This window comes from Novipirellula rosea, assembly GCF_039541335.1.
Classification (GTDB): Bacteria; Planctomycetota; Planctomycetia; order Pirellulales; family Pirellulaceae; genus Novipirellula; species Novipirellula rosea.
Window position 1 is genome coordinate 329,232 of record NZ_BAABGA010000035.1, and the last position, 24,805, is coordinate 354,036.

The 24,805-nt window shown below is 55.2% G+C and carries 16 protein-coding genes; 10 read left to right on the forward strand and 6 right to left on the reverse strand.

The genetic code is table 11. The features are described 5' to 3' along the window. Positions 1-451: 451 nt before the first annotated feature. The gene (locus ABD971_RS14000; protein ID WP_345322982.1) at positions 452-1,624 is read left to right on the forward strand and encodes a zinc-dependent alcohol dehydrogenase; all 1,173 of its coding nucleotides are present in this window, start codon (positions 452-454) and stop codon (positions 1,622-1,624) included. Between the two features lie 66 nt (positions 1,625-1,690). Here the strand turns inward: ABD971_RS14000 and ABD971_RS14005 are convergent, their stop codons facing one another. Then, positions 1,691-3,034, reverse strand: a complete 1,344-nt coding sequence (locus ABD971_RS14005; protein WP_345322984.1) for a DUF1552 domain-containing protein — start codon at positions 3,032-3,034, stop codon at positions 1,691-1,693. 65 nt (positions 3,035-3,099) lie between these two features. Further along, positions 3,100-5,175 (reverse strand): DUF1592 domain-containing protein, encoded by a 2,076-nt coding sequence (locus ABD971_RS14010; RefSeq protein ID WP_345322986.1) that lies wholly within the window; start codon positions 5,173-5,175, stop codon positions 3,100-3,102. Between the two features lie 757 nt (positions 5,176-5,932). On the opposite strand from ABD971_RS14010, the gene ABD971_RS14015 reads away from it, so the two are divergent. Next, positions 5,933-6,859, forward strand: coding sequence for a dihydrodipicolinate synthase family protein (locus ABD971_RS14015; protein ID WP_345322988.1), 927 nt, complete (start codon positions 5,933-5,935; stop codon positions 6,857-6,859). A gap of 228 nt (positions 6,860-7,087) precedes the next feature. Continuing rightward, entirely contained in the window at positions 7,088-8,533 is a 1,446-nt protein-coding gene (locus tag ABD971_RS14020; RefSeq protein ID WP_345322990.1) for an FAD-dependent oxidoreductase, read from the forward strand. Between the two features lie 45 nt (positions 8,534-8,578). Here ABD971_RS14020 and ABD971_RS14025 read toward each other — a convergent pair whose 3' ends face one another. Further along, on the reverse strand, positions 8,579-10,402 hold the full coding sequence (locus ABD971_RS14025; RefSeq protein WP_345322992.1) for an exo-alpha-sialidase: 1,824 nt from the start codon (positions 10,400-10,402) through the stop codon (positions 8,579-8,581). Positions 10,403-10,755: 353 nt separating this feature from the next. On the opposite strand from ABD971_RS14025, the gene ABD971_RS14030 reads away from it, so the two are divergent. Continuing rightward, a complete protein-coding gene (locus tag ABD971_RS14030; protein WP_345322994.1) occupies positions 10,756-11,721 on the forward strand; it encodes a DUF4886 domain-containing protein in 966 nt (321 codons plus the stop codon). Between the two features lie 158 nt (positions 11,722-11,879). Here ABD971_RS14030 and ABD971_RS14035 read toward each other — a convergent pair whose 3' ends face one another. Further along, the gene (locus tag ABD971_RS14035; protein ID WP_345322996.1) at positions 11,880-12,392 is read right to left on the reverse strand and encodes a PGPGW domain-containing protein; all 513 of its coding nucleotides are present in this window, start codon (positions 12,390-12,392) and stop codon (positions 11,880-11,882) included. Positions 12,393-12,477: 85 nt separating this feature from the next. On the opposite strand from ABD971_RS14035, the gene cls reads away from it, so the two are divergent. The 3 genes from cls to ABD971_RS14050 all read left to right on the forward strand — a co-directional run bounded on the left by cls (position 12,478) and on the right by ABD971_RS14050 (position 16,457). After that, on the forward strand, positions 12,478-14,073 hold the full coding sequence (gene cls, locus ABD971_RS14040) for a cardiolipin synthase (protein WP_345322998.1): 1,596 nt from the start codon (positions 12,478-12,480) through the stop codon (positions 14,071-14,073). 215 nt (positions 14,074-14,288) lie between these two features. Continuing rightward, positions 14,289-15,035, forward strand: a complete 747-nt coding sequence (locus ABD971_RS14045) for an MIP/aquaporin family protein (RefSeq protein ID WP_339941899.1) — start codon at positions 14,289-14,291, stop codon at positions 15,033-15,035. Positions 15,036-15,143: 108 nt separating this feature from the next. Then, positions 15,144-16,457 (forward strand): outer membrane protein assembly factor BamB family protein, encoded by a 1,314-nt coding sequence (locus tag ABD971_RS14050; RefSeq protein WP_345323001.1) that lies wholly within the window; start codon positions 15,144-15,146, stop codon positions 16,455-16,457. Between the two features lie 194 nt (positions 16,458-16,651). On the opposite strand, the gene ABD971_RS14055 is transcribed toward ABD971_RS14050, so the two are convergent. Then, on the reverse strand, positions 16,652-18,121 hold the full coding sequence (locus ABD971_RS14055) for a sulfatase family protein (protein WP_345323003.1): 1,470 nt from the start codon (positions 18,119-18,121) through the stop codon (positions 16,652-16,654). A 463-nt stretch (positions 18,122-18,584) separates the two neighbouring features. On the opposite strand from ABD971_RS14055, the gene ABD971_RS14060 reads away from it, so the two are divergent. From ABD971_RS14060 to ABD971_RS14070, 3 genes are all read left to right on the forward strand, one after another. After that, the gene (locus ABD971_RS14060; protein WP_345323004.1) at positions 18,585-20,129 is read left to right on the forward strand and encodes a sulfatase family protein; all 1,545 of its coding nucleotides are present in this window, start codon (positions 18,585-18,587) and stop codon (positions 20,127-20,129) included. Between the two features lie 134 nt (positions 20,130-20,263). After that, positions 20,264-21,751 carry a sulfatase gene (locus ABD971_RS14065; RefSeq protein WP_345323006.1) on the forward strand — a complete coding sequence of 496 codons (1,488 nt, stop codon included), beginning with the start codon at positions 20,264-20,266 and terminating at the stop codon, positions 21,749-21,751. A gap of 10 nt (positions 21,752-21,761) precedes the next feature. Beyond that, on the forward strand, positions 21,762-23,042 hold the full coding sequence (locus ABD971_RS14070) for an MFS transporter (RefSeq protein WP_345323008.1): 1,281 nt from the start codon (positions 21,762-21,764) through the stop codon (positions 23,040-23,042). On the opposite strand, the gene ABD971_RS14075 is transcribed toward ABD971_RS14070, so the two are convergent. Continuing rightward, positions 23,039-24,541, reverse strand: coding sequence for an SDR family oxidoreductase (locus tag ABD971_RS14075; protein WP_345323010.1), 1,503 nt, complete (start codon positions 24,539-24,541; stop codon positions 23,039-23,041). The two genes, ABD971_RS14070 and ABD971_RS14075, sit on opposite strands and share 4 nt — an antisense overlap. Positions 24,542-24,805: the final 264 nt, after the last annotated feature.

Here is a 24,805-nt window from a genome sequence, read left to right on the forward strand (position 1 = left end):
CAGGAGTTTGCTTCATATAGCTTTTTCCGTTTTGGGGAGGGGGTGTTCGGGCAGCGACCATGATGGACGCGCCCGCTGCAATCGAGTCATGGCAATGCGCTCCAAGATTCGCCCCCACGCGTAGAAGACTCGTTGTTTTGAAAAATGGAATGCAGTTTGCGTGCATCCGCTTCGCTGTAGTGACGTCCAACAAACGCCTCCGTAATGTCATCCACTGTGACACCAAGGTGGCGAGGTTTGATCGCGGAGCGGCGCGAGTCGCCCGGTAGATTTCAGCCCGGTAGATTTCAGACGTTTCACTCGCTGCAACCGGACGGCTTGCGCCGTGCCGCTACTGAGATAATGACTACTGAAGTTCAGCCGGTGGGTCCCGAGTCGGCTTCAAACAAAATTTTCTACATCCATCCACACGCGATTTGGGACCGTTCGCGGTGCACCTAGGAATACAAAGATGAAAGCGATCTGCTGGCACGGACGACATGACGTTCGCGTTGATAACGTTGACGATCCCAAGATTGAAGATCCTCGCGACGTGATTATCAAAATCACTTCTTCGGGAATCTGTGGTAGCGACTTGCATCTGTACAACGGCTATATGCCGACGATGAAAGCGGGCGACGTGATTGGCCACGAACCGATGGGCGAGATTGTCGAACTGGGCAACGCGATCACCAAGTTCAAGAAGGGAGATCGCGTGGTGGTTCCGTTTACGATCTCGTGCGGTTCCTGCTTTTTCTGCGATCGCGATTTGTATTCACTGTGTGACGAATCGAACCCGAACGCAGCCCAGGCTGCCGAAGTGTTGGGGCAGTCACCCGCGGGATTGTTTGGTTTCTCGCACATGTTAGGCGGCTTTCCTGGCGGGCAAGCCGAATACCTGCGTGTACCGTATGCGGACGTCGGACCGATCAAAGTGCCTGAGGGGATCGATGATGACCAAGTTGTCTTTCTGTCGGACATTTTCCCGACCGGCTACATGGCCGCAGAGAATTGTGGTATCGAACCAGGCGACACGGTTGCCGTGTGGGGCTGTGGTCCGGTCGCCCAATTTGCGATTCAAAGCGCCTGGATGCTCGGCGCCGGCCGCGTGATCGCGATTGACCGGGTTCCCGAACGATTGGCGTTGGCAAAGAGTAAAGGACGCGCTGAAGTCATCGATTTCGAGCAAACCAATGTCTACGAAAAATTGATGGAGATGACGTCGGGGCGAGGTCCGGATCGCTGTATCGACGCTGTCGGAGCGGAGTCGCATGCCGCAGGCAGCGTGCAGGAAACCGTTGACGATCTTCGTGAGGCGGCTCACGTTCCGGCGAATCATCCCTATTCGCTGGCTGAAGCGATCAAGTGTTGTCGCAAGGGAGGGACGGTTTCGGTGCCTGGCGTCTACACCGACAATCTGAATGGCATGCCGATGAGCGCGGTGATGAATAAGGGGCTGACCATCAAGAGTGGTCAAACCCACATGCAGCACTATATGGAACCATTACTAAAGCGGATTGTTGACGATGGTTTCGACCCGTCGTTCATCATCACGCACCGAGCAAGACTCGAAGATGCACCTGACTTGTACAAGACGTTCGAGGCCCGCGAGGACGGGTGCATCAAAGTGGTGCTAAAACCCTAGATCACTAGCGGTAAATGGCCGTGGCAGCGGTAATGCCGCTTCACGGCCGCACTTATTAGCTATTCGCTACGAGCTGATTTCGGACAATGGGCCGGTGCTGTCGCCGAACGATTCGACTTCGACGCCGTTAACGTCCAGCATCGAATGATAGAGGTTGCACAGAGGCATCTCTTTGTAGGCAATATGACGCCCGCTTTGGATTCTGCCACCACCGCGGCCGGCAACCAAGATCGGCAAATTATCGGGGTCATGGCGGTTGCCATCGGAAATGCTCGATCCGAACATGATCATTGAATTGTCCAGCAGAGTCGATTCGCCTTCTTGAATGCCTTTCATTTTTTGTAGCAGCGCCGCGAACTGCTCGACGTGCCAACGGTTGATTTGTTGGTATTGGTCGATCTTGGCATCCTTGTTTTCGTGATGGCTCATCTCGTGATGGCCTCCCTTGACGCCATCAAGAAACGAGAAATTGCGTCCCGAGACGTCGTTGGCAAACATGAACGATGCGACTCGCGTGAAATCAGTTTGGAACGCCAGCACCATTAGATCCAACATCACGTCGATGTGTTCACGGAAATCATTGGGAACTCCGGGGCGTCGACGGGCAATTTCCACTGGATCAATACTCGGCTCCCAATCCCGTTCCTGCTCGCGTGTGGCAAATTCAATCCTGCGTTCGACCGCACGAACCGCTTCGAGATATTCATCCATCTTAAATTGATCGTCACGTCCAAGACGTCCTCGAACACGCTTGGCATCGTCGAGAACATAATCGAGCAAGTTTTGGTAAGACTCGGCTTCGGATTGCGACGTTTTCGCTTCACGTCCAAACAATCGGTCATAGACGATCCGAGGATTCATCTCTTTCGCGACAGGTCGATTGGGGGTTTCCCACGAAATATACGAACCATACAGACGTGTGTAGCCAACGTTGCTGTCGATCCCCGAGACGACCGGTTCGGTCGCCAATTCCAACGATGCGATCGGCGTTTTGCCTTTAAATTGCTTGGCAATCAACTGGTCGACGGAAATGCCGCCGCTGCTGATGTCTTTGCTGGTGGTCTTGGTGACCGGCATTCCTGTCAAAAAATTGGCGGTTTTTGCGTAGTGACCGTCACCACCATGGCTGTTCTTCTTATCAAGCCCACTCAGTACCAGGATGTCGTCCCGCACGTCGGCGAGCGGTTCTAGCGATGGCGTCAGCGCGTAGTCGCTGCCCTCAGTCTCGGGCACCCAGGCTTTTTCCCAAACCCCGTTAGGGAAATACAAAAACGCGGTTCGTAGCGGCGGTTTGCTGCTCGTTTTATCAGTCGCAGCGCGAACCGAGGATGGCAACGCGGAATGCATCCACGGCAGAGCCAGCGAAACTCCCATGCCTTTTAGAAAGCGGCGACGTGAGGCGTTATTCATCGGAAACCTTGTCGGATCGTGTGGATTCATTGCCAGAGTGATGCTTTGCAAACGAAAGGGAGCGACTATTTTGCGTCGACCGAAGCTTTAAAGTAACGGTGCTGGAAGGGGTAACTTAAACAAATGGTCTCGATCAAGATCGCTGCATGGTCATCGTGGGATTCAAGTTGCTTTAAACATTCGGTTACGACGCAATCATCGAATTTGCTGAGCGAACGGCCCAGCGCAAATCCGAGCAGCTTTTTGACAAAGTGTTTTCGGAATTCATCTGCTCGCTTAGCAACGAGCGACTTTAGTTCCGCCGGCCCACTAAACGTCTGGCCCGATGGCAAGCGGCCGCTGGCGTCTATCGGATTTTGCCCGTCCATTGTACGCCATCGCCCCAGTGCATCAAAGTTTTCCAGACCGAAACCAAGCGGGTCCATCCGGTTGTGACACGAAGCACAGGTTGGGTTTTTGCGATGGATTTCGAGCTGTTCCCGCAACGTCGCGACCTCGCCGCCAGCGGTTGTTTCCTCGAGCGGCGGAACGCCCGGTGGCGGAGGTGGCACCGGAGAACCTACGACCTCGCTCAGGATCCATTGGCCTCTCAATACCGGACTGGTGCGACGCGAGTGCGATGTTTTGACCAGTACTGCGCCGAGAGTCATCACGCCACCACGACGTCCATCTTCGACTTGGACTCGCTTCCACTCGGATGCGTCATCGGATTTCGATTTGGCGAGACCGTCAGCGGCTTCGGTCAATCCGTAATGCTCGGCGAGCCGCTGATTGATGATCACATGATCGCCATCGATCAAATCCAACAGCCGTCGATCTTGACGGAATATATCGCTGACAAACGACGTCGCTTCGTGCTGCATGTCGGCGAGCAGCGCATTGTCAAAATCGGGAAAGACCTCTTGGTCGGGCGTTTTCGACTTCAAATCGGTCAGACCTAGCCACTGCAGCCCAAAATTCTCGCCAAGGCGGTCCGATCGCGGATCCGACAACATCCGCGTGACTTGCGTCTTGACCGTTTCGTTGTTGAGAATCTGACCGGAATCGGCCAACTGTGACAACTCGGCATCCGGGATCGACGACCACAGAAACAGCGACAATCGCATCGCCAATTCGTGAGCCGTCAATCGCTGGACGCCACCTTCGGGTGCTTCCTTTTCCACTACGAACAAGAAGTGTGGCGACAACAAGATGGCTTTGAGCGGTTGCGAAATCGCGTTGACGCCCGCGGGCTGCTTGCCTTCGGTTTCCGATGTTTCGCTCCGTTTAATCTCCGCATCATACAGCGTCATCAGCCGTTCGATTTCGGCCTCCTCGGTCGGACGTCGCCACGCTCGGCGAGCAAACCGATGGACAATGTCTTGCGCCGATTTCCGAAATGACGTTGCGTCATCCGATTTTGTTAACTCGTCGAGACGTTCCGCAGATAACCACTTCGTGACGGCCCAGTCAGCGGCCCGCAGGTAGCTTTCCAGGTGAATCGGCGATAGGAACAGCGAGTCACCATTGGTGTCAAAACCTTCGCCTCCGCTGCCGTCCGATGGCAAGCTGATCGAATCGGGAAGTGGCGTGCCGACAAGGTCCTCGATTGCGTACCGATATTCGCTACGCGTCAATCGTCGTGACATGACGTTGCCACGGTACCATTTCTGTGTGCTGTCGGACGCTAATTCATCGCACAGCTTTTGTTTGGGCCGAGCATCAAACCACGTCTGGATTGCCTGTTTTTGTTCGGTGGTAAACGGCTCGCTGTCTTCAGGTGGCATCTCACCTAACTCAATTCGTTTGACGATGCGTTCAAACGAATCGCGATGCTTGATCGCCATCTTGCCGTCGTTGAATTGGGCGATATTGAATTCACCCTCCGCGTCCTTTTCACCGTGACAGTCCAAACAATGTGATTTCATCAGCGGCAGAATCGTCGCTTCGTATGCCTTGCTCCATTCCGCTTCGGACTGTTCCGCCGCGACGGGAGACACGGCGACGCTGAATACGACGACAACAGCGCAGCGGCGTGCGAACCGCATCGCGGACGCTATTGGTGAAACTCGCAAGCGGATTGGAATCGGCCAGCGAACTAACTTCACGCTGCGTTGCGCGAGCGTGCACCGATTGGGTGAAGTGGACGTAAAACGAGCCATCGTCGGATCGTATCCGAGGGATTGAGGAAGGGAGGGGGGGGAATGTACTAAATAGTGGATACATTCGGCGGGGAGCTGTATTGTAATCGGTTTGCCCGCTCCGCAACACGGCACTTTCCTAAGCCCGGTGCTTTGTCATCAGCGTTGCCAAATCAGCCTGCGAGGGCGTAAAAACGCGGGTACGACGCCAGTAGCAGTGATTTATCGGACTGTGACAAGAACATCGCAGGAGGCGTGAATCGCAAGTCAATGAGCGAACTTCGCGAATGTTTTGGATAAGAGTTGTTACCACCAGCCACTCTAGCTCTTGTGGTGCGATCAATTCCCCTGAGGCGCCGCGAGTCGCAGCGATTCGTGTCCACAGAAGAAAATGGACTTTCGATTCATTCAGCGTTTCGCGATCTGTGCCTTAACGGCGATGGCATGCGTCCGCGATCAAGTTGCCGGTTCAAAGTAGAAGTGTTCATTGTGCGTGATGTAAACAATTTAGGAAGTGAAGAGCAAAGTTTGATTACGCGGTGCGGCCGGGGGCACTTGTGGCGAGTCACTTGAAATGGGCCAATTGACTTGAGCCAACTCAATGCGGTCAATTGAGGGACGGTAATCGATCAAAGCAAACTCGATGATGCTAGATTAGACACGTCGCGTTGCCAGGTCTTGCATTCAGGCCGCCCGTTTTGACCATGGCAGCCTCGTTGTTCGTCGTCGCGTCGCGATGATTTTTCCTCCCTCCTCACGCACCGGACAGATGCCTGCCATGAACATGCCCCCACTCGCCGGACTTGTCGCCGCCACCTATACGCCATTACATGACAGTGGCGAAATCAATCTCGATATTGTTCCCGCCATCGTCGAGCATTTGCTTCCCCAAGGCGTTTCGGGGCTGTACGTTTGCGGCAGCACGGGCGAGGGAATGTCGTTGACAAGTGACGAACGTCGCCGCGTCACCGAAGCCTATGTCCAAGCGACCGCCGGTCGTGTCCCCGTGATTGTGCAAGTCGGACACAACAGTGTTCGCGAAGCACGATCGCTTGCCGAGCATGCTGCGGAAATCGGCGCGGACGCAATTTCGGCAACGTGTCCTTCTTACTTTCCCGTTCGCGATGCCAAAACGTTGGCCGCTTGTATGTCGGAAATTGCAGGCGGGGCATCTAAGCTACCCTTTTACTATTACCACATTCCTGTTTTGACGGGATCCGCAGTTGACGTGGCTGAGTTCATGAAATGCGGCGGTGATCAGATCAACAATCTTGTCGGGCTGAAGTACACCGACACCAAATTGTTCGAGTTCCAACATTGCCTGGAAAGCGACAATGGAAGGTTTGATGTTGTCTGGGGCTGTGATGAGATGTTGCTCGGCGCGCTGGCCACCGGAGCACGCGCTGCGATCGGCAGTACCTACAATGTCGCAGCACCACTGTACGGTCGCTTGATCGCCGCTTTTGAATCAGGCGACTTGGATCAAGCAAGGAAGCTGCAATCACAGTCAATTCAAATGATCCGAACGCTCAATCACTTTCCATTTCACGCGGCAATGAAAGCAGTGCTAAGGATGCGAGGTTTGGAGGTGGGCGGATGCCGGTTGCCTCAAGCTCGTTTGGATTCTGGCGAAACCGAAAAACTGAAAGGCGAGCTCGATGCGATCGGTTTCTTTGAGTGGTCGCAATCCGAGTCGTTTGCTTAGGATGCGAATGCCTTGGTTTGGCAGCCTTCGGATGAATGGGGGCGGTCCGAGCCTGTCACTCGCACCGAGACGAGATTAACAGACGCGGCGACATTTGCGTTCTTAAATCGATTAGTCTATACAGCAGCTGCGAGGCACACGACTCGCGTGTTTTCGTAGATGTAAATTTCGGCGGTGGATGGGCACTCGTGACCCTCGGAAGCCCTTCCCAAATTGGATCACAACAAGATGAAACGTAATACAACGTCGCGACGCACTTTTCTGCAAACGACCGCTGGTGGCTTGCTTGTTTCTGCCTCTCTCACATCGCCCGACACTCGTGTTGCCAATGCGAACGAGGCCAAGCGGCTGGCAAATCCTGTCAGCGGCGATGTGTTGCAAACTCACGCGTCACTTGCCCCAGACGGCCAGCAACTGATTGAACAACAGCGGGCGATTCCCGTCGCTGGGAAAACAGAAGTACTGGTCTGTGGTGGTGGCCCCGCAGGGATCGCCGCGGCATTGGCAGCGGCCAGAGCGGGCGCGTCGGTGCAATTGATCGAGGTCGCCGGATGTTTAGGGGGTGTCTGGACCGCAGGGCTGCTGACCAAGATCCTGGATGCTGAAAACAAGTCGGGGATTATGGACGAACTGCTTACGGCGTTTGCATCGCGAGGCAGCGAGGTCGCACGTGATTCACGTGGCACCGTATACGATCCTGAAATTGCCAAACTGGTTCTGGAAGAGCTGTGCGTCGATGCGGGAGTAAAAATTCGCCTGCATACACGGTTGGTTGGCGCTGTGACCGATTCGGACAACCGTGTGGTCGCGGTGCTGACCGAATCTAAATCAGGACGCGAAGCCTGGTTGGCTGACCGCTTTGTCGACTGCAGCGGCGATGGCGATTTGGCGGCCCACGCAGGATGTCGTTTTGACGTCGGGATGGGCAGCGATTGTGAGTGTCAACCGATGTCGATGCTGGCGTTGTTGACCGGGATCGATGCGGAAGCTGTTCGCCCCTACATTCGCGAAACGGACCGGTCGGCAAAGCCATTGTTACTGAAGTTAATGGAAGACCACGGAATTACCCCCTCGTACCGCGGTCCCACGCTGCGTCATTTGCACAGCGGCATTTACTCGATCATGACCAATCACGAGTACGGTGTGTCCGCATTCGATGCCGATGCCATTACCGATGCGACTATCCAGGCACGTCGCGAAATTCACCAGATCGTCAACGGGTTGCGAGGCATCGGAGGGATCTGGAAAGACATCGCCGTCGTCGCGACCGCCGAGCAGATCGGGGTTCGTGAAGGGCGACGCATTCGCGGTCGCTATCACATCACCGCCGAAGATCTCGGCAAAGGATTGAAGCACCCTGAATCCGTCTGCCAAGCCCGTTTTTCCATCGATGTGCACGCGTTGAACGCACACGGCAACAAAGAGATCAGCCGTGAATTCAAAAAAGGGGGACTGAGGCCGTATGACATCCCTTATCCCGCGTTGATTGCCGCCGATGTGGACGGCTTGCTGATGGCAGGTCGATGTATCAGTGGTGATTTTATCGCTCATTCGAGCTACCGAGTGACGGGCAACTCGGTGCCGATGGGCGAAGCCGCTGGACGTGCCGCCGCCGTCTCGGTCAAGCAAAACGTCATGCCACACGAATTGAAGTGGGATGAAATCAAGGGATAACGAGGGCGCGTGTTTTATATCGCCGCCCGTCGAAAGTCTTTGCGATTATCGCTGCCGCGGTATCAAACTTTTGATCGGGATGATGGCTATCTCGGCGCTGTTGTTGTTCCACAATTCGCGGCCGGTACCGACGCGGCCGACGCCGCCACCGCTGTTGGAATAGCCAACGTACAATTTGCCGCCATGCTCGATCGCGTAGGGATACGACAATTTCGCTTGCGGATGCGATTCCCCAGGGCCGTCGTTGAATTCGGCGTGGCGAATCACAAACGCTTTGCTGAAGAGTGTCTCATTCGGACGCGTGACCGCAATCGTCAGCGGCGAGCGTCGACCACCATTGTTCGCTGCCGTCGTTCCGACGAGGTAATGTTGTCCGCTGCTAAGCGTGCCGGTGTAGGGTTTGCTTGTCGTCATCGGCAGATTCGAGGGTCGAGACGCGGTCCATGTGCGACCATAGTCGTGGCTGGCAGCACGCAGCGCGGTTGCCTCGGCCCCATAGCGTGAAACATTGACGACCGTCGCGCCGTCGACAAAGACGGTCGACTCACCCCACATCGTTCCGGTTGCCTGATCACGAGGAATCACGACCAGATCCCATGCGGTCAAATCATCCCCGTGGCTGATCGCGACTGCGGCGGGATTGCCATTGCCGGCGCGAAGACCGCCCATAATCCAGTTGCCGTTTTTCAGTTGGATCGGTTGCTGCATCGGCCAAAAACCGCCTTCAATTACCGTTCCCTTGGGCGTCCAAGTCCCGGTCGACTCGTCAAGCAGGTAAGCTCGAGTGTGGACGTTTTGCATCGTGCCGGAGTACGCACCGTGGAACGCCCAAAATTCGCCATTGTGCGAATGGAACACTCCATGGCTGACTCCGATCCCCGGTTCGACTCCCGCGTCAATCGTCGTCACCTCGCTCCATGTTCGGCCGTCATCATCGCTGTGGCAGACTCGGGCCTCTTCGGAATCGGTATTCTCGCCACCTTGATTGTGCCCGAACGATGCGTATAGACGGTTGCGATGAAATCCGAGGGCCACGCCGTGTAAGAACCGATACCCATCTTTTGAAAACTCATACGGCTTGATCACACCAAATCGCACGCCATCGAGTTGCGGAAGATCGGCGGCGGAGGGCAAGGTGCTGGATTCATCCCACAATGGTGCCGGTTTCGGCAACTCGGGAACGTCATGTGTTGCGGTCACCGGATGATACAGATCCTTCATCTCCGCAGCAGTCAACGATCGATCGAACCAGCGTGCCAGGTCCAATGCGCCGCTGAAATTTTGGCGAATATGACCGTTGTCGTTCACTCCAGCAAAGGTCATCGGAGTTGCGCTGAACTGGACCGGTTGCTTCAGCGGGACGCTTCCCGCAAGTTCGCCATTGACCCAAAGCTCAGCGGCGCCGTCTCGCAATTGAATCGCGACCAAGTGCCAATGGCCCCGTTCGGGGACTTTATCGCAATCGGCGGTAACCCATTTGCCTTGCCACACATACAGCCGGAATCGTTTGTCCTTGTCAAGCATCACGCCCCAATTCCGCTGGCCCAACGAATATTGATGCGCTGCGGCAATCATCTGCTGGGTTCTGCCGAGCTGGTAGGGATTAACCCAGATCGCAAGCGTGAACGGTTTGTTTGCGGCGATCCGTTCGGCGGAGTCTTTCAGCGTTAGTAGAGAACGGCCGTCAAAAACGAGTGATCGGTCCTGGACACCTTCGGCCGTTTGGATGTCACCGTGGACGAGAAAGTCGTCAGCGCTGTCGAGCGACCATGTCATGTCGGCAACCGGCCCGTCGCCGGGGCTGGCACCCAAAGTCAATAGAGTGCCGGTGAAACCGAATAGGAGCGTGAGTGCGAGGCGTGCGATCATGAGAGGGGGAGAGGGGGGAGAGGAATCTTAAAGGACGTGTAAATGTACCACGAAACGTGAAGGCCTGTTGTATCACTGATTCGGGCGCTGAACAGGTAGCTGGAAATCTCGTAGCGGACCGGGCACTAGCCTGGACCGCTAAAACTTTGGGCTTGTTGTGATTTTTGATTGCGCAAATTTTCTGCCACCTCTCCGCCAACTTCGTCGGTGGAGAGGTAATTGCATTGGAGCGGAAACACTTGGCGAGTTTCGCTACGACGGTGTGAGAGGCAGTCACATGCAGTTAATCTTTGCTAGACTTAGGACCTTCGTTGTTAGCTCCCTCCTTCGCCCACCACGCCAATCGTCTTACCATGATTCAACGCCTCGCCCCCCTCGGTTCACGACTCGTGCTTTCCGTCGTGCTCGTCCTATTGATCACAGCATTTTCATCCGCCGCTGAAAATGACTCTACACCCTCTCGACCGCAAGAATCCAAACGGACGGTCCGCGTACTAACCATTGGGAACAGCTTCGCTCAGAATGCCTGTCTGTTTCTTCGCGAGATTGCACAATCCGAAGGGTCGGTGGATTTGGTGATTGGTACTGCGAACATCGGAGGATGCACCTTAGAAAAACACGCCACTCTGGCGATTCAGTCGGCGAGTGATAGCGAAGTGCGGCCGTACCGAGACGCGGCCAGCGGAAAGAAGTTAAGCTTGCAGGACTATCTGAAATTGCAGCCCTGGGACTTTGTCACCGTGCAGCAGATGAGTGCGCTGAGTCACAAACCTGAAACCTACCATCCGCACATCGATCAATTGGCGGCTTTGGTAGAGGAACTGGCCCCGACGGCTCAGTTGTTGATTCACCAAACTTGGGCGTACCGGCAAGATTCGCCGCTGTTGGCGAAAGATGGTTTGAATCAGCAGCAGATGTACGAGCGGTTGCGTGACGCTTACGACGCCAATGCCAAGCAATTTGATGCACGAATCCTGCCTGTGGGGACCGCGTTCCAGGCCGCTCGCGGCGCCGCCGGACGCACGGTCGTTGCTCCCGATCCGAACTTCGACTACGAAAACCCCGAATACCCGAACTTACCCAACCAAGACCACTCGTTGGTGATCGGTTGGCACTGGCAAACAAAAGGTGACAAACCGCGATTGGCGTTGGATTTCAAACACGGCAATTCGCACGGTTGTTTCTTGGCGGGGCTTGTCTGGTTCGAATCCTTGACGGGAATCTCCGCCACCAAAACAACGTTTGTCCCCAAGGGCATCAGCGACGATGACGCTGCGTTCTACCGCCAAATCGCCCACACTGTCTGTACAGATTACTGAAGCGTGGCGAGTTGCCCGGGCAATCTGTGTCTGGCTCCGTCACTCGCCCAAGGTGACGGTCGGGTACGTCTTGGTCGGCTTTGCACCATGCTGGACTTTGGCTGACCATGGGTGAGAGAGCGCTGAAACTGAGGGCCAAGGTGTCGACGCATCCGTGCTTATGATGAATGCACGATGAAGTCAGCTTTGCCCCCTTTTCGCCGGATCCAATTCAGCGGTTTCAGAATAAAGGGCTTCGACACCAACGATCGTTGCAACTGGTATTTTCCCGGAAAATCGAGCAGGGACAAGCCAATAAAGATGGTGAGCAATCCCTGCCCCGGCAGCACCAACATGGCGATTCCCATCGTCAGAAACGCTGCGCCGGTGATGTTCTTCAAGACCAGCCAAACGCAGTGGTAGTAGACGGACGCCCTGGTTTGCGGGCGGATCATGATGCGGCGGCGGTGATTGAAATAATCACTCGGAAGCCGCAGAATCAGCCAAGGTACCGCGACGAGTGAAGCCGCAAACACGATCGCGGACACCGTCGCCACCCACCAGAACATCGGTTCGGTGATCATCCCATACAGGTACAGCATCGCTTTTTGATTACCTTGTTTCCATTTTTGCCAACGTCGAATGGTTGCAATTTTTGTTCCATCGCGCCGCGGAATTGAGGGGGATGACACTGCGTTGGCACGAAAGCTGCATTTTGTCGCTCGTCGCAGTGCAACCGACCTCCGATGATGCTTCTTTTTGCGAGCTGCTTTACTGATGAACACCCCAGCCGCGTCTGGTTCCAAGCGGCGATTGTTACCCGCGCGAGTTTTTGAATGGATCGATCGCAAACGCGACGCGATTTCGAGAACGCTTTGGCGTCCGATCCGGCTGTTGTATTTACGCCACGAGCGTTCGCGCCGCGTCGTTGCCTGGATGCGACTTCATCGCCGCAGCATCACGGGTTCGATCCTGCTGTTGGCTCATACGCTTGGCTTCATTTCGTCCATCAATGTGCTCAGTGAGCCTCGTACTCCACAAGGGGCGATTGCTTGGATCGTCACGCTCAACACGTTCCCCTACATTGCCGTTCCCGCCTACTGGGCCATTGGTGAAACCGATTACGGAAAACAAGCGATCGCCTACCGCGCCCGTCAATCCGAAGACGCCCCGATCTTGGACAGATTGAACCGGGATCTGGTCGAGTCGGGATTGGCGTTGGATCCGGAGAATGAAACACAGCGTCTACTCAGCAAGCTTGTTCATTTTCCGGTCACCGAAGGAAACGCGGCCACCATTTTGGTCGATGGCAAGCAGACGTTTGACTCGCTGTTTCAGTCCATTGAACAAGCCGAATCCTACGTGCTGGTTGAATTCTATATTCTTCGCGATGACGAACTTGGCAACCGGTTGGCCGAGCTGTTGTTGACAAAAGCCCGACAAGGTGTGCAAGTCAAGGTGCTGTATGACGAGTACGGCAGCCGCGACATGTCCAACCGATATATCGACAAGCTGCGGTCCGGGGGAGTGCAGATTCACGGCTTCAACCCGCCGCTCGAAGATGGATCGACAACGCGTCTGAACTTCCGGAATCACCGCAAACTTGTCATTGTCGATGGTCGCGAGGCATTCGTGGGCGGCCACAATATCGGAGACGAGTATCTTGCGGATAACGAAAAACTGGGCGTCTATCGCGACACACATGTTCGTTTCGAAGGCCCGATGGTGCAATGTTCTCAAATCGTGTTCGCCGAGGATTGGCACGCGGTTACTGGCGAACTACTTCATCAATTGCAGTGGACACCGACACAATCGGAAAATGGCGAGGTCAAGGGGATTTGTCTTCCCAGCGGGCCTGCGGACGAGTTTGAAACCGCGTCCATGTTCTTTCTGCAAGTGATCAATCGGGCCGAGAAGCGAGTGTGGATCGCAAGTCCGTATTTTGTTCCCGATCAACAGATGTCGACGGCGTTGCAGTTGGCGGCGCTGCGTGGCGTGGATGTTCGCGTGATCATTCCTGAGGTTTCCGATGCACGCCTCGTTTGGCTCTCTTCGTTTTCGTATCTGCCGGAAATGGAAGCGGCAGGGGTGAAAATGTATCGCTACCGAGATCGTTTTATGCACCAAAAAGTGATCTTGGTTGATGATGAGATCGCCTCGATCGGAACGGCCAACTTTGACAATCGCTCGTTCCGGCTGAACTTCGAGTTGATGATGGTGTTCTTTGATTCGGCCGTTGCCGGCCATTTGGCGGAAATACTCGAAGAGGATCTTCGCAATTCGGATCCGGCGCCCGGTAGCGAATTAACCGACAGCGCCTACCCGTTCCAGCTGCTCGTGCGAGGCTCGCGACTGCTGGCGCCGATCCAGTAACGCGGCGAAATCCACTGCGGTCTAAACAGTCGCTTGCAAGAATAATGCAAAATGATGACACGGACTCGCCGTTTCGGCAGGCAGCCCGTTTTAATTGCATTATCATTTGTGCTCTGACGCTGGCGATTTCTTGATCGATTCACGCGTCCCCGCCGCGTCGTCACCTCCGCGTGATCCTCCCCTCCCCCTGAACATCGAAGCCGAAAATCGAAGTTATGTCTCCTTTTGTTGCAGAATTTATTGGCACGATGATGCTGATCCTGTTTGGCAACGGCGTGGTTGCCAACGTCGTACTAGCACGTACCAAAGGAAATGATTCCGGATGGATCGTGATCGCGGCGGGTTGGGGAATTGCCGTTTTCATCGGCGCGTTTTGCGCTAACGATTTTAGTGGCGCTCACATCAACCCGGCGGTCACTGTAGCGATGTTGATTGCGGGCAAATTAAGTATCGGTATGGCGATTCCATATTTTGCCGCGCAAATGCTCGGAGCCATTGCGGGTGCCGCGTTAGTCTATCTGTTCTACCGTGAACATTTCAAAGTCACGGAGGACGCCGACGGCAAATTGGCCTGCTTCTGCACCTCGCCCAACATTCGCAATTTGCCGCAAGCGTTCTTGTGTGAAGCCGTTGGCACGTTCGCCTTGATCCTGCCCATCTTTTTGATGATCACTCCGAGTCTGACGCATGGCGACGCGGCTGTGGATACGGATCCCGTACTCGGACTGGGCACACTCGGGTTCCTGCCTGTGGGGATGTTGGTGTTTGGCATTGGATTGTCGCTCGGCGGGACGACCGGATACGCGATCAATCCGGCGCGTGATTTGGGACCTCGATTGGTGCACGCACTGCTGCCGATTCCGGGAAAACGTGACAGCGATTGGAGCTATGCTTGGGTTCCCGTCGTCGCTCCGCTTGTCGGTGGCTCGCTTGCAGCGATCGTGTATTTGATGATTGCCTAATAATCTGCGATCCATCGAGAATGTTGTTTCGATGGCCGGTTTCGTTATGATCGGAGAGCGATCAACGACTTTTACTTGCTAAAACTCTTTTACAACGATTGCTAAGAAATGGGAATTTGCTTGAAGCGACTTTTCTGCGTCGGCCCCACCACGGTCGCGGTTGTATGGTGTTGTCTGTTGCACGGCAACCTTGCCACCGCACAAACACCTCGCCTCGAGGCTGATTCAAGCTTGAGATCGACCGATTGGCCCGGATGGCGAGGTCCTTCGGTCAACGGCATCGCGTCGCCGAATCAAGATCCGCCGCTGAAGTGGAGTCAGGATGAAAACGTATTGTGGCGAACCCCGGTGGCGGGTCGCGGACACGGATCGCCTACGGTGCTCGGGTCTCGCGTTTATCTGCCGACTGCTGATGAAAATCGCAAAGTCCAATTGGTGCTGTGCTTTGAACGGCAGACTGGCAAACAGCTTTGGGAATCGGTGGTGCATGAGGGTGGGTTCGAGAACAAAAGCGGCCGCAAAGCGAACGAGAAAGCGACGCTGGCGTCCTCGACGATCGCTACCGACGGTTCGCGTCTTTACATCAATTTCATCAACGACAGTGCGATGTTCACTTCGGCATTGGACCTGGATGGAAAAGTGGTTTGGCAGACTCGCGTCAGCGACTACTTGATTCATCAAGGCTACGGATCTTCACCCACCATCTACAACGATCTGGTCCTTGTCACATGCGACAACAAGGCGGGGGGCGCGATCGCGGCACTGAACCGCAATACAGGTGACATTGTTTGGACACGGAAACGTCCCGAGCTTCCCAATTATGCTTCGCCTGTTGTCTTAAAAATCGACGGCCGCGACCAATTGATCGTCACCGGGTGTGATTTAGTGACCAGTCTGAATCCGTCCAACGGCGAAACATTATGGGAAATCGAGGGAGCGACGACGGAGTGCGTTACCACCACGGTGACTGACGGGACGCATGTCTTCAGCAGCGGTGGCTACCCACGCAACCATCTTGCCGCGATCGCCGCGGACGGTTCGGGAAAAATCGTGTGGGACCAAAATTTACGAGTCTATGTACCTTCGATTTTGCATCGTGATGGCTATCTGTATCTGACTCTCGATGCGGGAGTCGCGATGTGTCTGGATTCCAAAACCGGCGAAACGATGTGGAAGAAACGACTTGGTGGATCGTTCACAAGTTCGCCTGTGATGGTGAATGATCGCATTTACGCGACTAACGAAGACGGGGAGACGTTTATTTTTCGCGCCAGCCCCGATGAATATGAAAACCTCGGTCAGAACCGGTTAGGCGAAAGCGTGTTTGCCTCAATTGCGATCGCCGGTGGGCAGATCTTTTTGCGGTCGGCAGCCCACGAAGACGACAAACGCCAAGAGTACCTGTACTGCATCGGCGAGTAGATCCACCGCACGCCATCGGGAGTCGGCGTGCGGCGAGCGGCGGAAGCTGGATGACATCTTGGTAACAGGCGTATAGTCCGAAAGCAAAACTTACTCGTAATATCCGAGTCAACACCAGCGTTTTAGCAATCCTGGTTTACGTCGTTGCGCTAATAAAACAAAACCGAAACGCCAAAGCAGAATCCTTAACCACGCTATGGCAACAATCGCTGGGGCTGGGCGATTGCCGATGCGTCGATTCGACCGACTGGGCGTTGCCCCGATCCTGATCGTCCTTTGTCGCCTAATTCCTCACGTACTTGTTCGGCTAACGCCATCAGCCGCTCAACAATTTTAGGATGCTTCGCAGCGACATTATGCTCGCTCGCGACGTCATCTACCACGTTGAATAGCAGGGGTTCAGGCGGTTGGTTGGTTTGGAAGTGCGGATGTGGTTTGCCCGCGACCGGCAAAAAGAGTTTCCATTTGCCACTGCGGATCGCTTGCAATTGCGCGGCGTGATAATAGTAAAATGTTTCGTGGGGCGTTCTCGCCCCCCGCTCGCCAAACAACAACGGTGAAATGTCGTGGCCATCGATCTTGCGGTCCTGCGGCAATGTCCCGCCTGCGAGCTTGGTGAATGTCGGCAGCAAATCCATCGTGGTGGCAAGTTCTTCGCACACCGTGCCCGCAGGCACCTTGCCAGGCTGCCACACGATCGTTGGCACCCGGAAAGCACCCTCGGCTGTGGTGTACCCGCGGCCGTGCAGTGGCAGGTTCGATCCTCGGCTCAGATCGTTGACTTTGCGTTGGATCGGAGCTCCGTTGTCCGATGTCCAAATCACGAAGGTGTTCTCGGCGATCCCGAGTTGCTGCAATTGATCAAGCATCACGCCGATCGACCAATCGAGTTCTTCGATCGCGTCACCCCATGGCCCGTTTGCACTTTTGCCTCGGAATTGATCGCTCGAGAAGGGGGTTGCGGTGCTGCCTGGCATCGCTTGCGGAAAATACAGAAAGAAGGGTTCATCCTGGTGCTCTGCAATCCACTGCATCGCCCGCTCGGTGTACCGCTTGGTCAATCCGTTTCGGTCACAGGGGGCTTCGATGACGGTTTCGTTTTCCATCAAGGGCAGCGGCGGCCACTGAGAACCATCACTCCAAACCCGCTCGGTCATGTCATCCGAATAGGGCACCCCAAAGAACCAATCAAAACCTTGACGTGTTGGCAAGAACATTGGCTGGTCCCCCAAATGCCACTTTCCGACGATCGCGGTGGCGTAGCCGGCGGCCTTCAGCGACTCGGCAATGGTCACCTCATCGGGGTTTAACCCAAAGGGGGAAACAGGCCGCAAAACCAAACCGTCGCGGGGGTTGGTATGCATGCCAACACGCTGTGAATAACACCCCGTAATCAAACTTGCTCTGGACGGGGTACACACGCCAGCCGTCACACAGAAGTGCGTGAACTTGCGGCCTTCGCTTGCCATCCGGTTTAGGTTGGGAGTCCGGTGCAGCGTCGATCCGAACGGCTCGATATCGCCGTAGCCAAGATTGTCACAGTAGACAACGATAAAGTTCGGTTTGTCCGCGGTGTTGCCATGCACCTGCGGCGACGTCGCGATCAATACCATGAACAGACCAAGTATGCCCCAAAGCCGGGGGATTGCCAATTGAAAAAACATGATCGGACCTTGGGTGGGGGTGAAGGCGGGAGCCAGCATAGGTTGGAATTAAGGGCGTTAAGAATGGCCAGCGAACAGGCTTTGCCACACTCGATGGACAATTATAACCGACCTGGACATGCCCCGATTGCCAATCACATTCGTGTCCATTGGAAGGTTAAAATTGGCGTCGGCGTAGCGGAATTCATTTGAATTGTGAGGGTTATTTACCGAGTGGTCCGAAACTCACGCGTGAGCGGCGGTTCGCCTAAAATTTGTTGCTAAAGCGGCACGAAAGGGAAAACGCCGAGTCATTCCACCGCGTTTGCTAAACATTTTTCAATCGAAGGGGACTAAAATTTGTTCACAGCGAGCCCATTGCGGACATTAGCCCCAAAGTGATGCGAGATGGCGAGCCACAATCAAGTTGGTCCGCGTCGCGTCCAAGTGAATCACCACGTCCCCGAAATCGAAGCAGGAATTCATGATACGAGCCTCAAAAACACTTCGCCTTTTCGTGGCGTTATTGTGCGTTGGATTGCTGAAATCGCCGAACGCCGTTAACGCTGCCGACAGCAAAAATGACTCGCCCAAACGGCCCAACATTCTGTTTATCATTGTTGACGATCAGTCGCCCGAGGATTTTAAGTTTTACAACCCGAAATCGACGCTGAATTCGCCCAACATTGATAAGTTGGCCGCCGAAGGGATGGTCTTTGACGCCGCATATCACATGGGATCGTTTTCGGGTGCCGTGTGCACGCCGTCGCGGCACATGGTGATGTCGGGGCGGACCGTTTGGCATTTGCCGATCGCGCCGAACGCAAAAGAACTCTGTCCGCCAAATCTCGAGCAAAACACGCTTGCGGCCGTGTTCAATCGGGCGGGTTACGACACAATGCGAACCTGCAAGAGAGGCAACTCCTACGAAGGGGCAAACCAACAGTTCACCGTGCGTCATGACGCCAGCAAGCGAGGCGGCACGGATGAGACCGGCAGTCCTTGGCATGGCGATCAAGTCATGAACTATTTGAATCAGCGCGAAGCCGATAACGATTCGGATCCGTTTTTGGTTTACTTTGGTTTTTCACATCCTCACGACACCCGCGACGGACGCCCTGAATTGCTCGAAAAGTATGGGGCCACCAACCACACCGATCGCAACTCGCTGCCTGCAGAAAACCCCAAACAACCGCCGCTTCCAGAAAACTATCTTCCCGAGCATCCGTTTCCTCATGGTCATCCGGGATTGCGAGACGAAGTGTCCGTCAGCGGCGTGTGGACAAACCGAGACGAACGCACAATTCGGAACGAGCGTGGCCGCGAATTCGCTTGCGATGAGGCAATCGACATCCAAATCGGCCGCGTGTTAACAAAACTCGAAGCGATGGGCGAACTCGATAACACCTACATCGTTTATACGTCCGACCACGGTATCGCGATCGGACGTCATGGATTGCAAGGAAAACAGAACCTCTACGAACACACTTGGCGAGTTCCTTTGATCGTCAAAGGACCGGGAATCAAACCGGGCTCCCGTGTGACCGGAAATACTTACTTACTCGATACGCTCGCGACACTGTGCGACATCGCGGGGATTGAGGCACCGGAGACGAACGAAGGAATCAGTTTCAAACCGGTTCTTGATGGGCAAAAGTCGACGGTTCGCGACGTCTTGTACGGTACGTACAGCGGCGGCACGAAGCCGGGAATGCGATCGGTGAAAAAGGGCGACTGGAAGCTGATCAAATATGACGTACTTGATGGCACGGTTCGTCAAACGCAGCTCTTCAACCTCGCCGAAAATCCTCACGAGTTTCTCGCCGAACACGGCAAGGACGATCCATCGCTCACGAATTTGGCAGACAATCCGAAATACGCTGACAAGTTGGCGGAGATGGAAGCGTTGTTGCTAAGTGAGATGCGGCGGCTGGACGACCCGTATCGACTTTGGGATCAACCTGACGATGGATTGACTCCGCCGGAAACGCGAAAGAACAATAAAAACAAACGCAACAAAGCAAAGTAAATCCGCCAGCCACGCTTGACTGGCCAAAAGCAGGGAGCGTCCTCGCAAACGCAGTTCGAACGATCCTGCGCCGTACGGCCTCCCTGCAAACTAGCGAATTTTTCTAGTCACGTCTCTTCACGGGTTCGATCGGAATGGTTTCACGGAGTTACGCATCGCTGTTGTTGGTGATTGTGTGTTGCGTCAACAACTTACATGCGGGCGATGAGATCCGCCGGGTCGCTCAACAAGAGCGACCGAATGTGTTGTTCATTGCAGTGGACGATTTGGCTTGCACGCTAGGTTGTTACGGTGATGTGATTGCCAAGACGCCGAACATCGATCGACTTGCCCGCAGCGGCGTTTGTTTCCAGCGAGCTTACAATCAATTGCCGTTGTGCAATCCTACCCGCGCATCGATTATGACCGGATTGCGACCGGATAAGATCAAAGTCTACGACCTCGATCGTCATTTTCGTGACGAGCTGCCTGATGTTGTCACGCTGTCGCAAGCGTTTCAGGATGACGGATACTACGCTGCACGCGTTGGGAAAATCTATCACTACAACGTTCCTGCATCGATTGGAACCGACGGATTCGATGACCCACCGTCGTGGAACAAAACCGTCAACCCGATTGGTCGTGACAAGACCGACGAGGCTCTTGTATTTAACGCCGAACCGCATCGGAAGATCAGCGGGGCACTCAGTTGGTTGGCAGCCGGCGGTGCGGATACGGAGCAAACCGATGGAATGATTGCAACCGAAGCGATCACGCTAATGCAGCAGAAACGGGACGAGCCGTTTTTCCTCGGCGTCGGTTTCTTTCGGCCTCACACGCCCTATGTTTCACCGCAGAAATACTTTGACATGTACCCGGCCGCGTCACTGCGTTTGCCCTATGCGCCGCCAGGCGATCGCGATGACATCCCGCTCGCCGCGTTCGCACATAATTGTCCCGTCCCGAATTACAACCTCGATCATGACACGTTAATCAAGGCCACACAGGCGTATTATGCGTGTGTGTCATTTGTTGATGCTCAGGTCGGACGGTTGCTCGATGCGCTCGAGCAGCTCGATCTCGCTGAAAACACGATCGTGGTTTTTTGGAGCGATCACGGGTACCACTTGGGCGAACATGATGGCGTCTGGCAAAAGCGAACCCTGTTTGAGCAATCCGCTCGCGCCCCGTTGATCATCCGCTCGCCACAACACGCCCAGGCTGCGGGGGATTGTCGCCGTGTTGTTGAGTTTGTCGATATCTATCCGACACTGACCGATTTGGCTGGAGTCACCGCTCCTGAGGATCTAGACGGCCAGAGTTTGCGTCCTTTGTTGGACAATCCGTTGGCCGATTGGGACTCGGTGGCGGTGACGCAAGTGCTGCGGCCTGCGGACGATCGACTTGGCGATCCGGTGATGGGGTGCAGTATCCGCACCGACCGCTACCGGTATACCGAGTGGGGCGAAGGCAAATACGGATTTGAATTGTATGATCACCACACCGACCCATTGGAGTTCGAAAATTTGGCGATTGATCCGGACGAGCGGGCCAGGAACGTGATTGCACAGCTGCGTCCGTTGTTGCACGTTCGTGCATCCGGGAAAACTCCGACGACGCCATTCAATCCAGAACGGCTTTAGGATTGACGGCATGGGCGAATCCAAATCACCGCCGCTTCGACCGCCATTGACGGTGGCGATGTTGGCGTTGGTGATTGCCGGAGAAGCCATCTTCTTTTTGCCGTTTGTGATTGCCCGGGTTTTTCGTCCCACATTGCTGGAGGTGTTCGGGATCAGCAACCTTGAACTCGGCTATGCATTTTCAGCCTACGGCGTGATCGCAATGCTGGCGTATTTTCCGGGCGGACCGCTGGCGGATGCATTTGCCCCACGCAAGATGATGACATTAGCCTTGTTGTCGACATCGCTCGGCGGATTGGCGTTGGCCGCCATACCTTCGATCACGATGATGAAGTGGCTGTATGCCTATTGGGGGCTGACGACGATCTTGTTGTTCTGGGCGGCGATGATTCGCGCGACGCGTGAGATCGGAGGCGAGACATATTCGGGAACCGCATTTGGCATCCTCGATGGCGGACGCGGATTGGTCGCCGCGGCCACGGGTTCGGTAGCAGTGTTGGTTTACTCGTGGTTGTTACAAGGTGATTCCGATGCGGCGAGCATTGCGGAACGAACCGCCGCCTTTCGACAAGTGATTCTGGTTTTCACAGGAATCACTTTGGCCTCAGGGGGGCTGGTTTGGTTTGCGGTTCGAAGCGACCTGAGCGACACGATGACAAGCGAGCCCAGAATCACATGGGCAGGGGTATTGGCGGTGCTGAAGATGCCTGCGGTGGCGCTGCAAGCGGTGATCATCGTTTGTGCGTACGTTGGCTACAAAGGACTCGACGATATTTCCTTGTACGCTCGAGAGGTACTTGGATACGACGAGGTGGCGGCGGCGCACACCAGCACGATGTCGATGTGGATCCGACCCGTGGCGGCGATCGCAGCGGGAATCGTCGCTGATCGCAGTCGCATTTCGAGGATCACAGCATTGAGCTTCCTTGTCGTCGCAATCGGTTGCGGATCGATCGCATTCGGAGTGTTCAAACCGGGAATGAACGCCGTCTTTTTTGGCACGATCATCGCCACCAGTGCCGCGGTGTTTGCACTGCGCGGTCTTTATTTCGCAATCATGCAAGAAGGTAACGTGCCGTTTCACTACACCGGCACGGCGGTTGGGGTGGTGTCGGCGATCGGATATACACCGGATGTGTTCATGGGGCCGATGATGGGCAAATTGCTTGACGACTCGCCCGGTGCTCTCGGTCACCAGCATTTGTTTGCGGTCGTGGCGCTGTTTGCGTTGATCGGTATGGTGGCTTCGCTCGTGTTTTCGATGCTCCCCAAACCTGACCCTCAGGACTAAGGCTGCTGCGCTCGGCAAAATGCTTCGGCCCGTTTCGCGACTCCGCGGAGCATCCCGGCGAATACAAATTGGTGCAGTGGCCACACCGAATACCAATAGAACAAACCAAACAAGCCCGCTGGATCAAATTCGGCAGTCTGGCGAATGGTGGATCCGCCGCCGGGGCGTGCGGAGACTTCGTAATCGAGCCATCCTCGCCCAGGTAGTTTCATTTCCGCTGCGAGTCGCAGTCGTTGGTTAGGCTCGATGAGTTCGACTCGCCAAAAATCGATGGCGTCGCCGACATGCACGTTATTTGCATGCCGGCGGCCACGCCGAAACCCGACGCCACCGATCAACATGTCCATAAATCCGCGAATTTTCCACAACCATTCGCCGTAGTACCAGCCGGCATCGCCACCGATACGCCGTATCGGGGTGAAGGCGCATTCCGGCGGCACATCGACGTCGATCGTGCGTGAATCGACAAGTCGACTGCCAAACGCTTCGCCGCCCCATTTCGGCGTCCGTCCCGCCGATGACAAAGCGTCGGACCACCGTGTTTCCACCATTTCTTCGTCCTCACGCTGGATCGCCCGCTGGATCGCGTCTCGGATGCCCACCGGACGTACCGAATAATCACGGAGCGCCGCGTCGTTGGTCACGATCGTAGGATTCCGGAGTCCTTCGACCAATTTTCGGCCAATCCGGGCGTAAACGGGGGTGACCAAGCCTAGCCAGAGACTGCTGATCCGCGGCGATAGAAACGGAACTCGGATCTTGATCCGTTTCAAACCACGTTGGCGAGCGTATTCGTCCATGATCCCGCCATACGAAACCGGTTCAGGACCCCCGATCTGATAGATTTTGCTTTCCCCAAGCGGCATCTCGAGCGTTTCCATTAAATAGCTCAGTACGTCGCGTATCGCAATTGGCGATGCTTCGGTCGATACCCATTTTGGCCATAACATGATTGGCAGTTTTCGCACCAGGGCACGCACCAATTCAAACGATAAACTTCCCGACCCGATGATCACCGAGGCCCGAAATTCGATGACCTGTGCGCCCGATTCTTTCAACACCTTGCCAACTTCATGACGGCTACGCAAATGGCTCGATAGTTCATCGTCGTCTTCGCCAAGTCCGCCAAGATAGACAATACGTTTGACGCCAGCATCGCGAGCGGCCGAGGCGAAATTGCAAGCGGCGTCCCGGTCGTCTTGCTCAAACCCGTCGCTGGTGCCCATCGAGTGAATCAAGTAGTACACGGTGTGGATCCCCTGTACCGCGTCAGCCAATGTATCACGCTGGAGCACGTCGCCGCGGACGACTTCGGTTCGCTGCGAGACGCGAGGCCGCAAATTCTCGGGGTGGCGTGCCATACAGCGAAGGGGACGACCGGAGTATTCGAGCAAGCGAAGCAATCGCCCGCCAACGTATCCCGTCGCGCCCGTTAACAAGATCCGTTCATTGTGCGATTGCGGGAGTGGGGTCTCTAGTGGTTCGTCGTTCTCGGACATAGTGCAGCAATGAATCCAATGCAAACTTTCGCTACCTCACGAATCCGCAAGCAGACTCGGGCGTGGCAAAGCGTGGGGGGGCGTGACAAAACAATTCCGCACGCTCTGTTATTTTAGCGGCGTGTAAAGCCACAAGGCGTGGTTTCAACGACGTTCTGTGCACGCGAACCCGCTCCGTTTTCTGGAAAAAGATTGCGAATTGTACGAATTACCAATTTTCTTTGGCTTGAGCGTGACAACACCGGGAAGAAATCCCCCTTACGC

Bases quoted from the DNA above. Each gene is read 5' to 3' on its own strand.
- ABD971_RS14000 (WP_345322982.1), top strand. From the start codon at position 452: ATGAAAGCGATCTGCTGGCACGGACGACATGACGTTCGCGTTGATAAC.
- ABD971_RS14005 (WP_345322984.1), bottom strand. From the start codon at position 3,034: ATGAATAACGCCTCACGTCGCCGCTTTCTAAAAGGCATGGGAGTTTCG.
- ABD971_RS14010 (WP_345322986.1), bottom strand. From the start codon at position 5,175: ATGGCTCGTTTTACGTCCACTTCACCCAATCGGTGCACGCTCGCGCAA.
- ABD971_RS14015 (WP_345322988.1), top strand. From the start codon at position 5,933: ATGAACATGCCCCCACTCGCCGGACTTGTCGCCGCCACCTATACGCCA.
- ABD971_RS14020 (WP_345322990.1), top strand. From the start codon at position 7,088: ATGAAACGTAATACAACGTCGCGACGCACTTTTCTGCAAACGACCGCT.
- ABD971_RS14025 (WP_345322992.1), bottom strand. From the start codon at position 10,402: ATGATCGCACGCCTCGCACTCACGCTCCTATTCGGTTTCACCGGCACT.
- ABD971_RS14030 (WP_345322994.1), top strand. From the start codon at position 10,756: ATGATTCAACGCCTCGCCCCCCTCGGTTCACGACTCGTGCTTTCCGTC.
- cls (WP_345322998.1), top strand. From the start codon at position 12,478: ATGAACACCCCAGCCGCGTCTGGTTCCAAGCGGCGATTGTTACCCGCG.
- ABD971_RS14045 (WP_339941899.1), top strand. From the start codon at position 14,289: ATGTCTCCTTTTGTTGCAGAATTTATTGGCACGATGATGCTGATCCTG.
- ABD971_RS14050 (WP_345323001.1), top strand. From the start codon at position 15,144: ATGGGAATTTGCTTGAAGCGACTTTTCTGCGTCGGCCCCACCACGGTC.
- ABD971_RS14055 (WP_345323003.1), bottom strand. From the start codon at position 18,121: ATGTTTTTTCAATTGGCAATCCCCCGGCTTTGGGGCATACTTGGTCTG.
- ABD971_RS14060 (WP_345323004.1), top strand. From the start codon at position 18,585: ATGATACGAGCCTCAAAAACACTTCGCCTTTTCGTGGCGTTATTGTGC.
- ABD971_RS14065 (WP_345323006.1), top strand. From the start codon at position 20,264: ATGGTTTCACGGAGTTACGCATCGCTGTTGTTGGTGATTGTGTGTTGC.
- ABD971_RS14070 (WP_345323008.1), top strand. From the start codon at position 21,762: ATGGGCGAATCCAAATCACCGCCGCTTCGACCGCCATTGACGGTGGCG.
- ABD971_RS14075 (WP_345323010.1), bottom strand. From the start codon at position 24,541: ATGTCCGAGAACGACGAACCACTAGAGACCCCACTCCCGCAATCGCAC.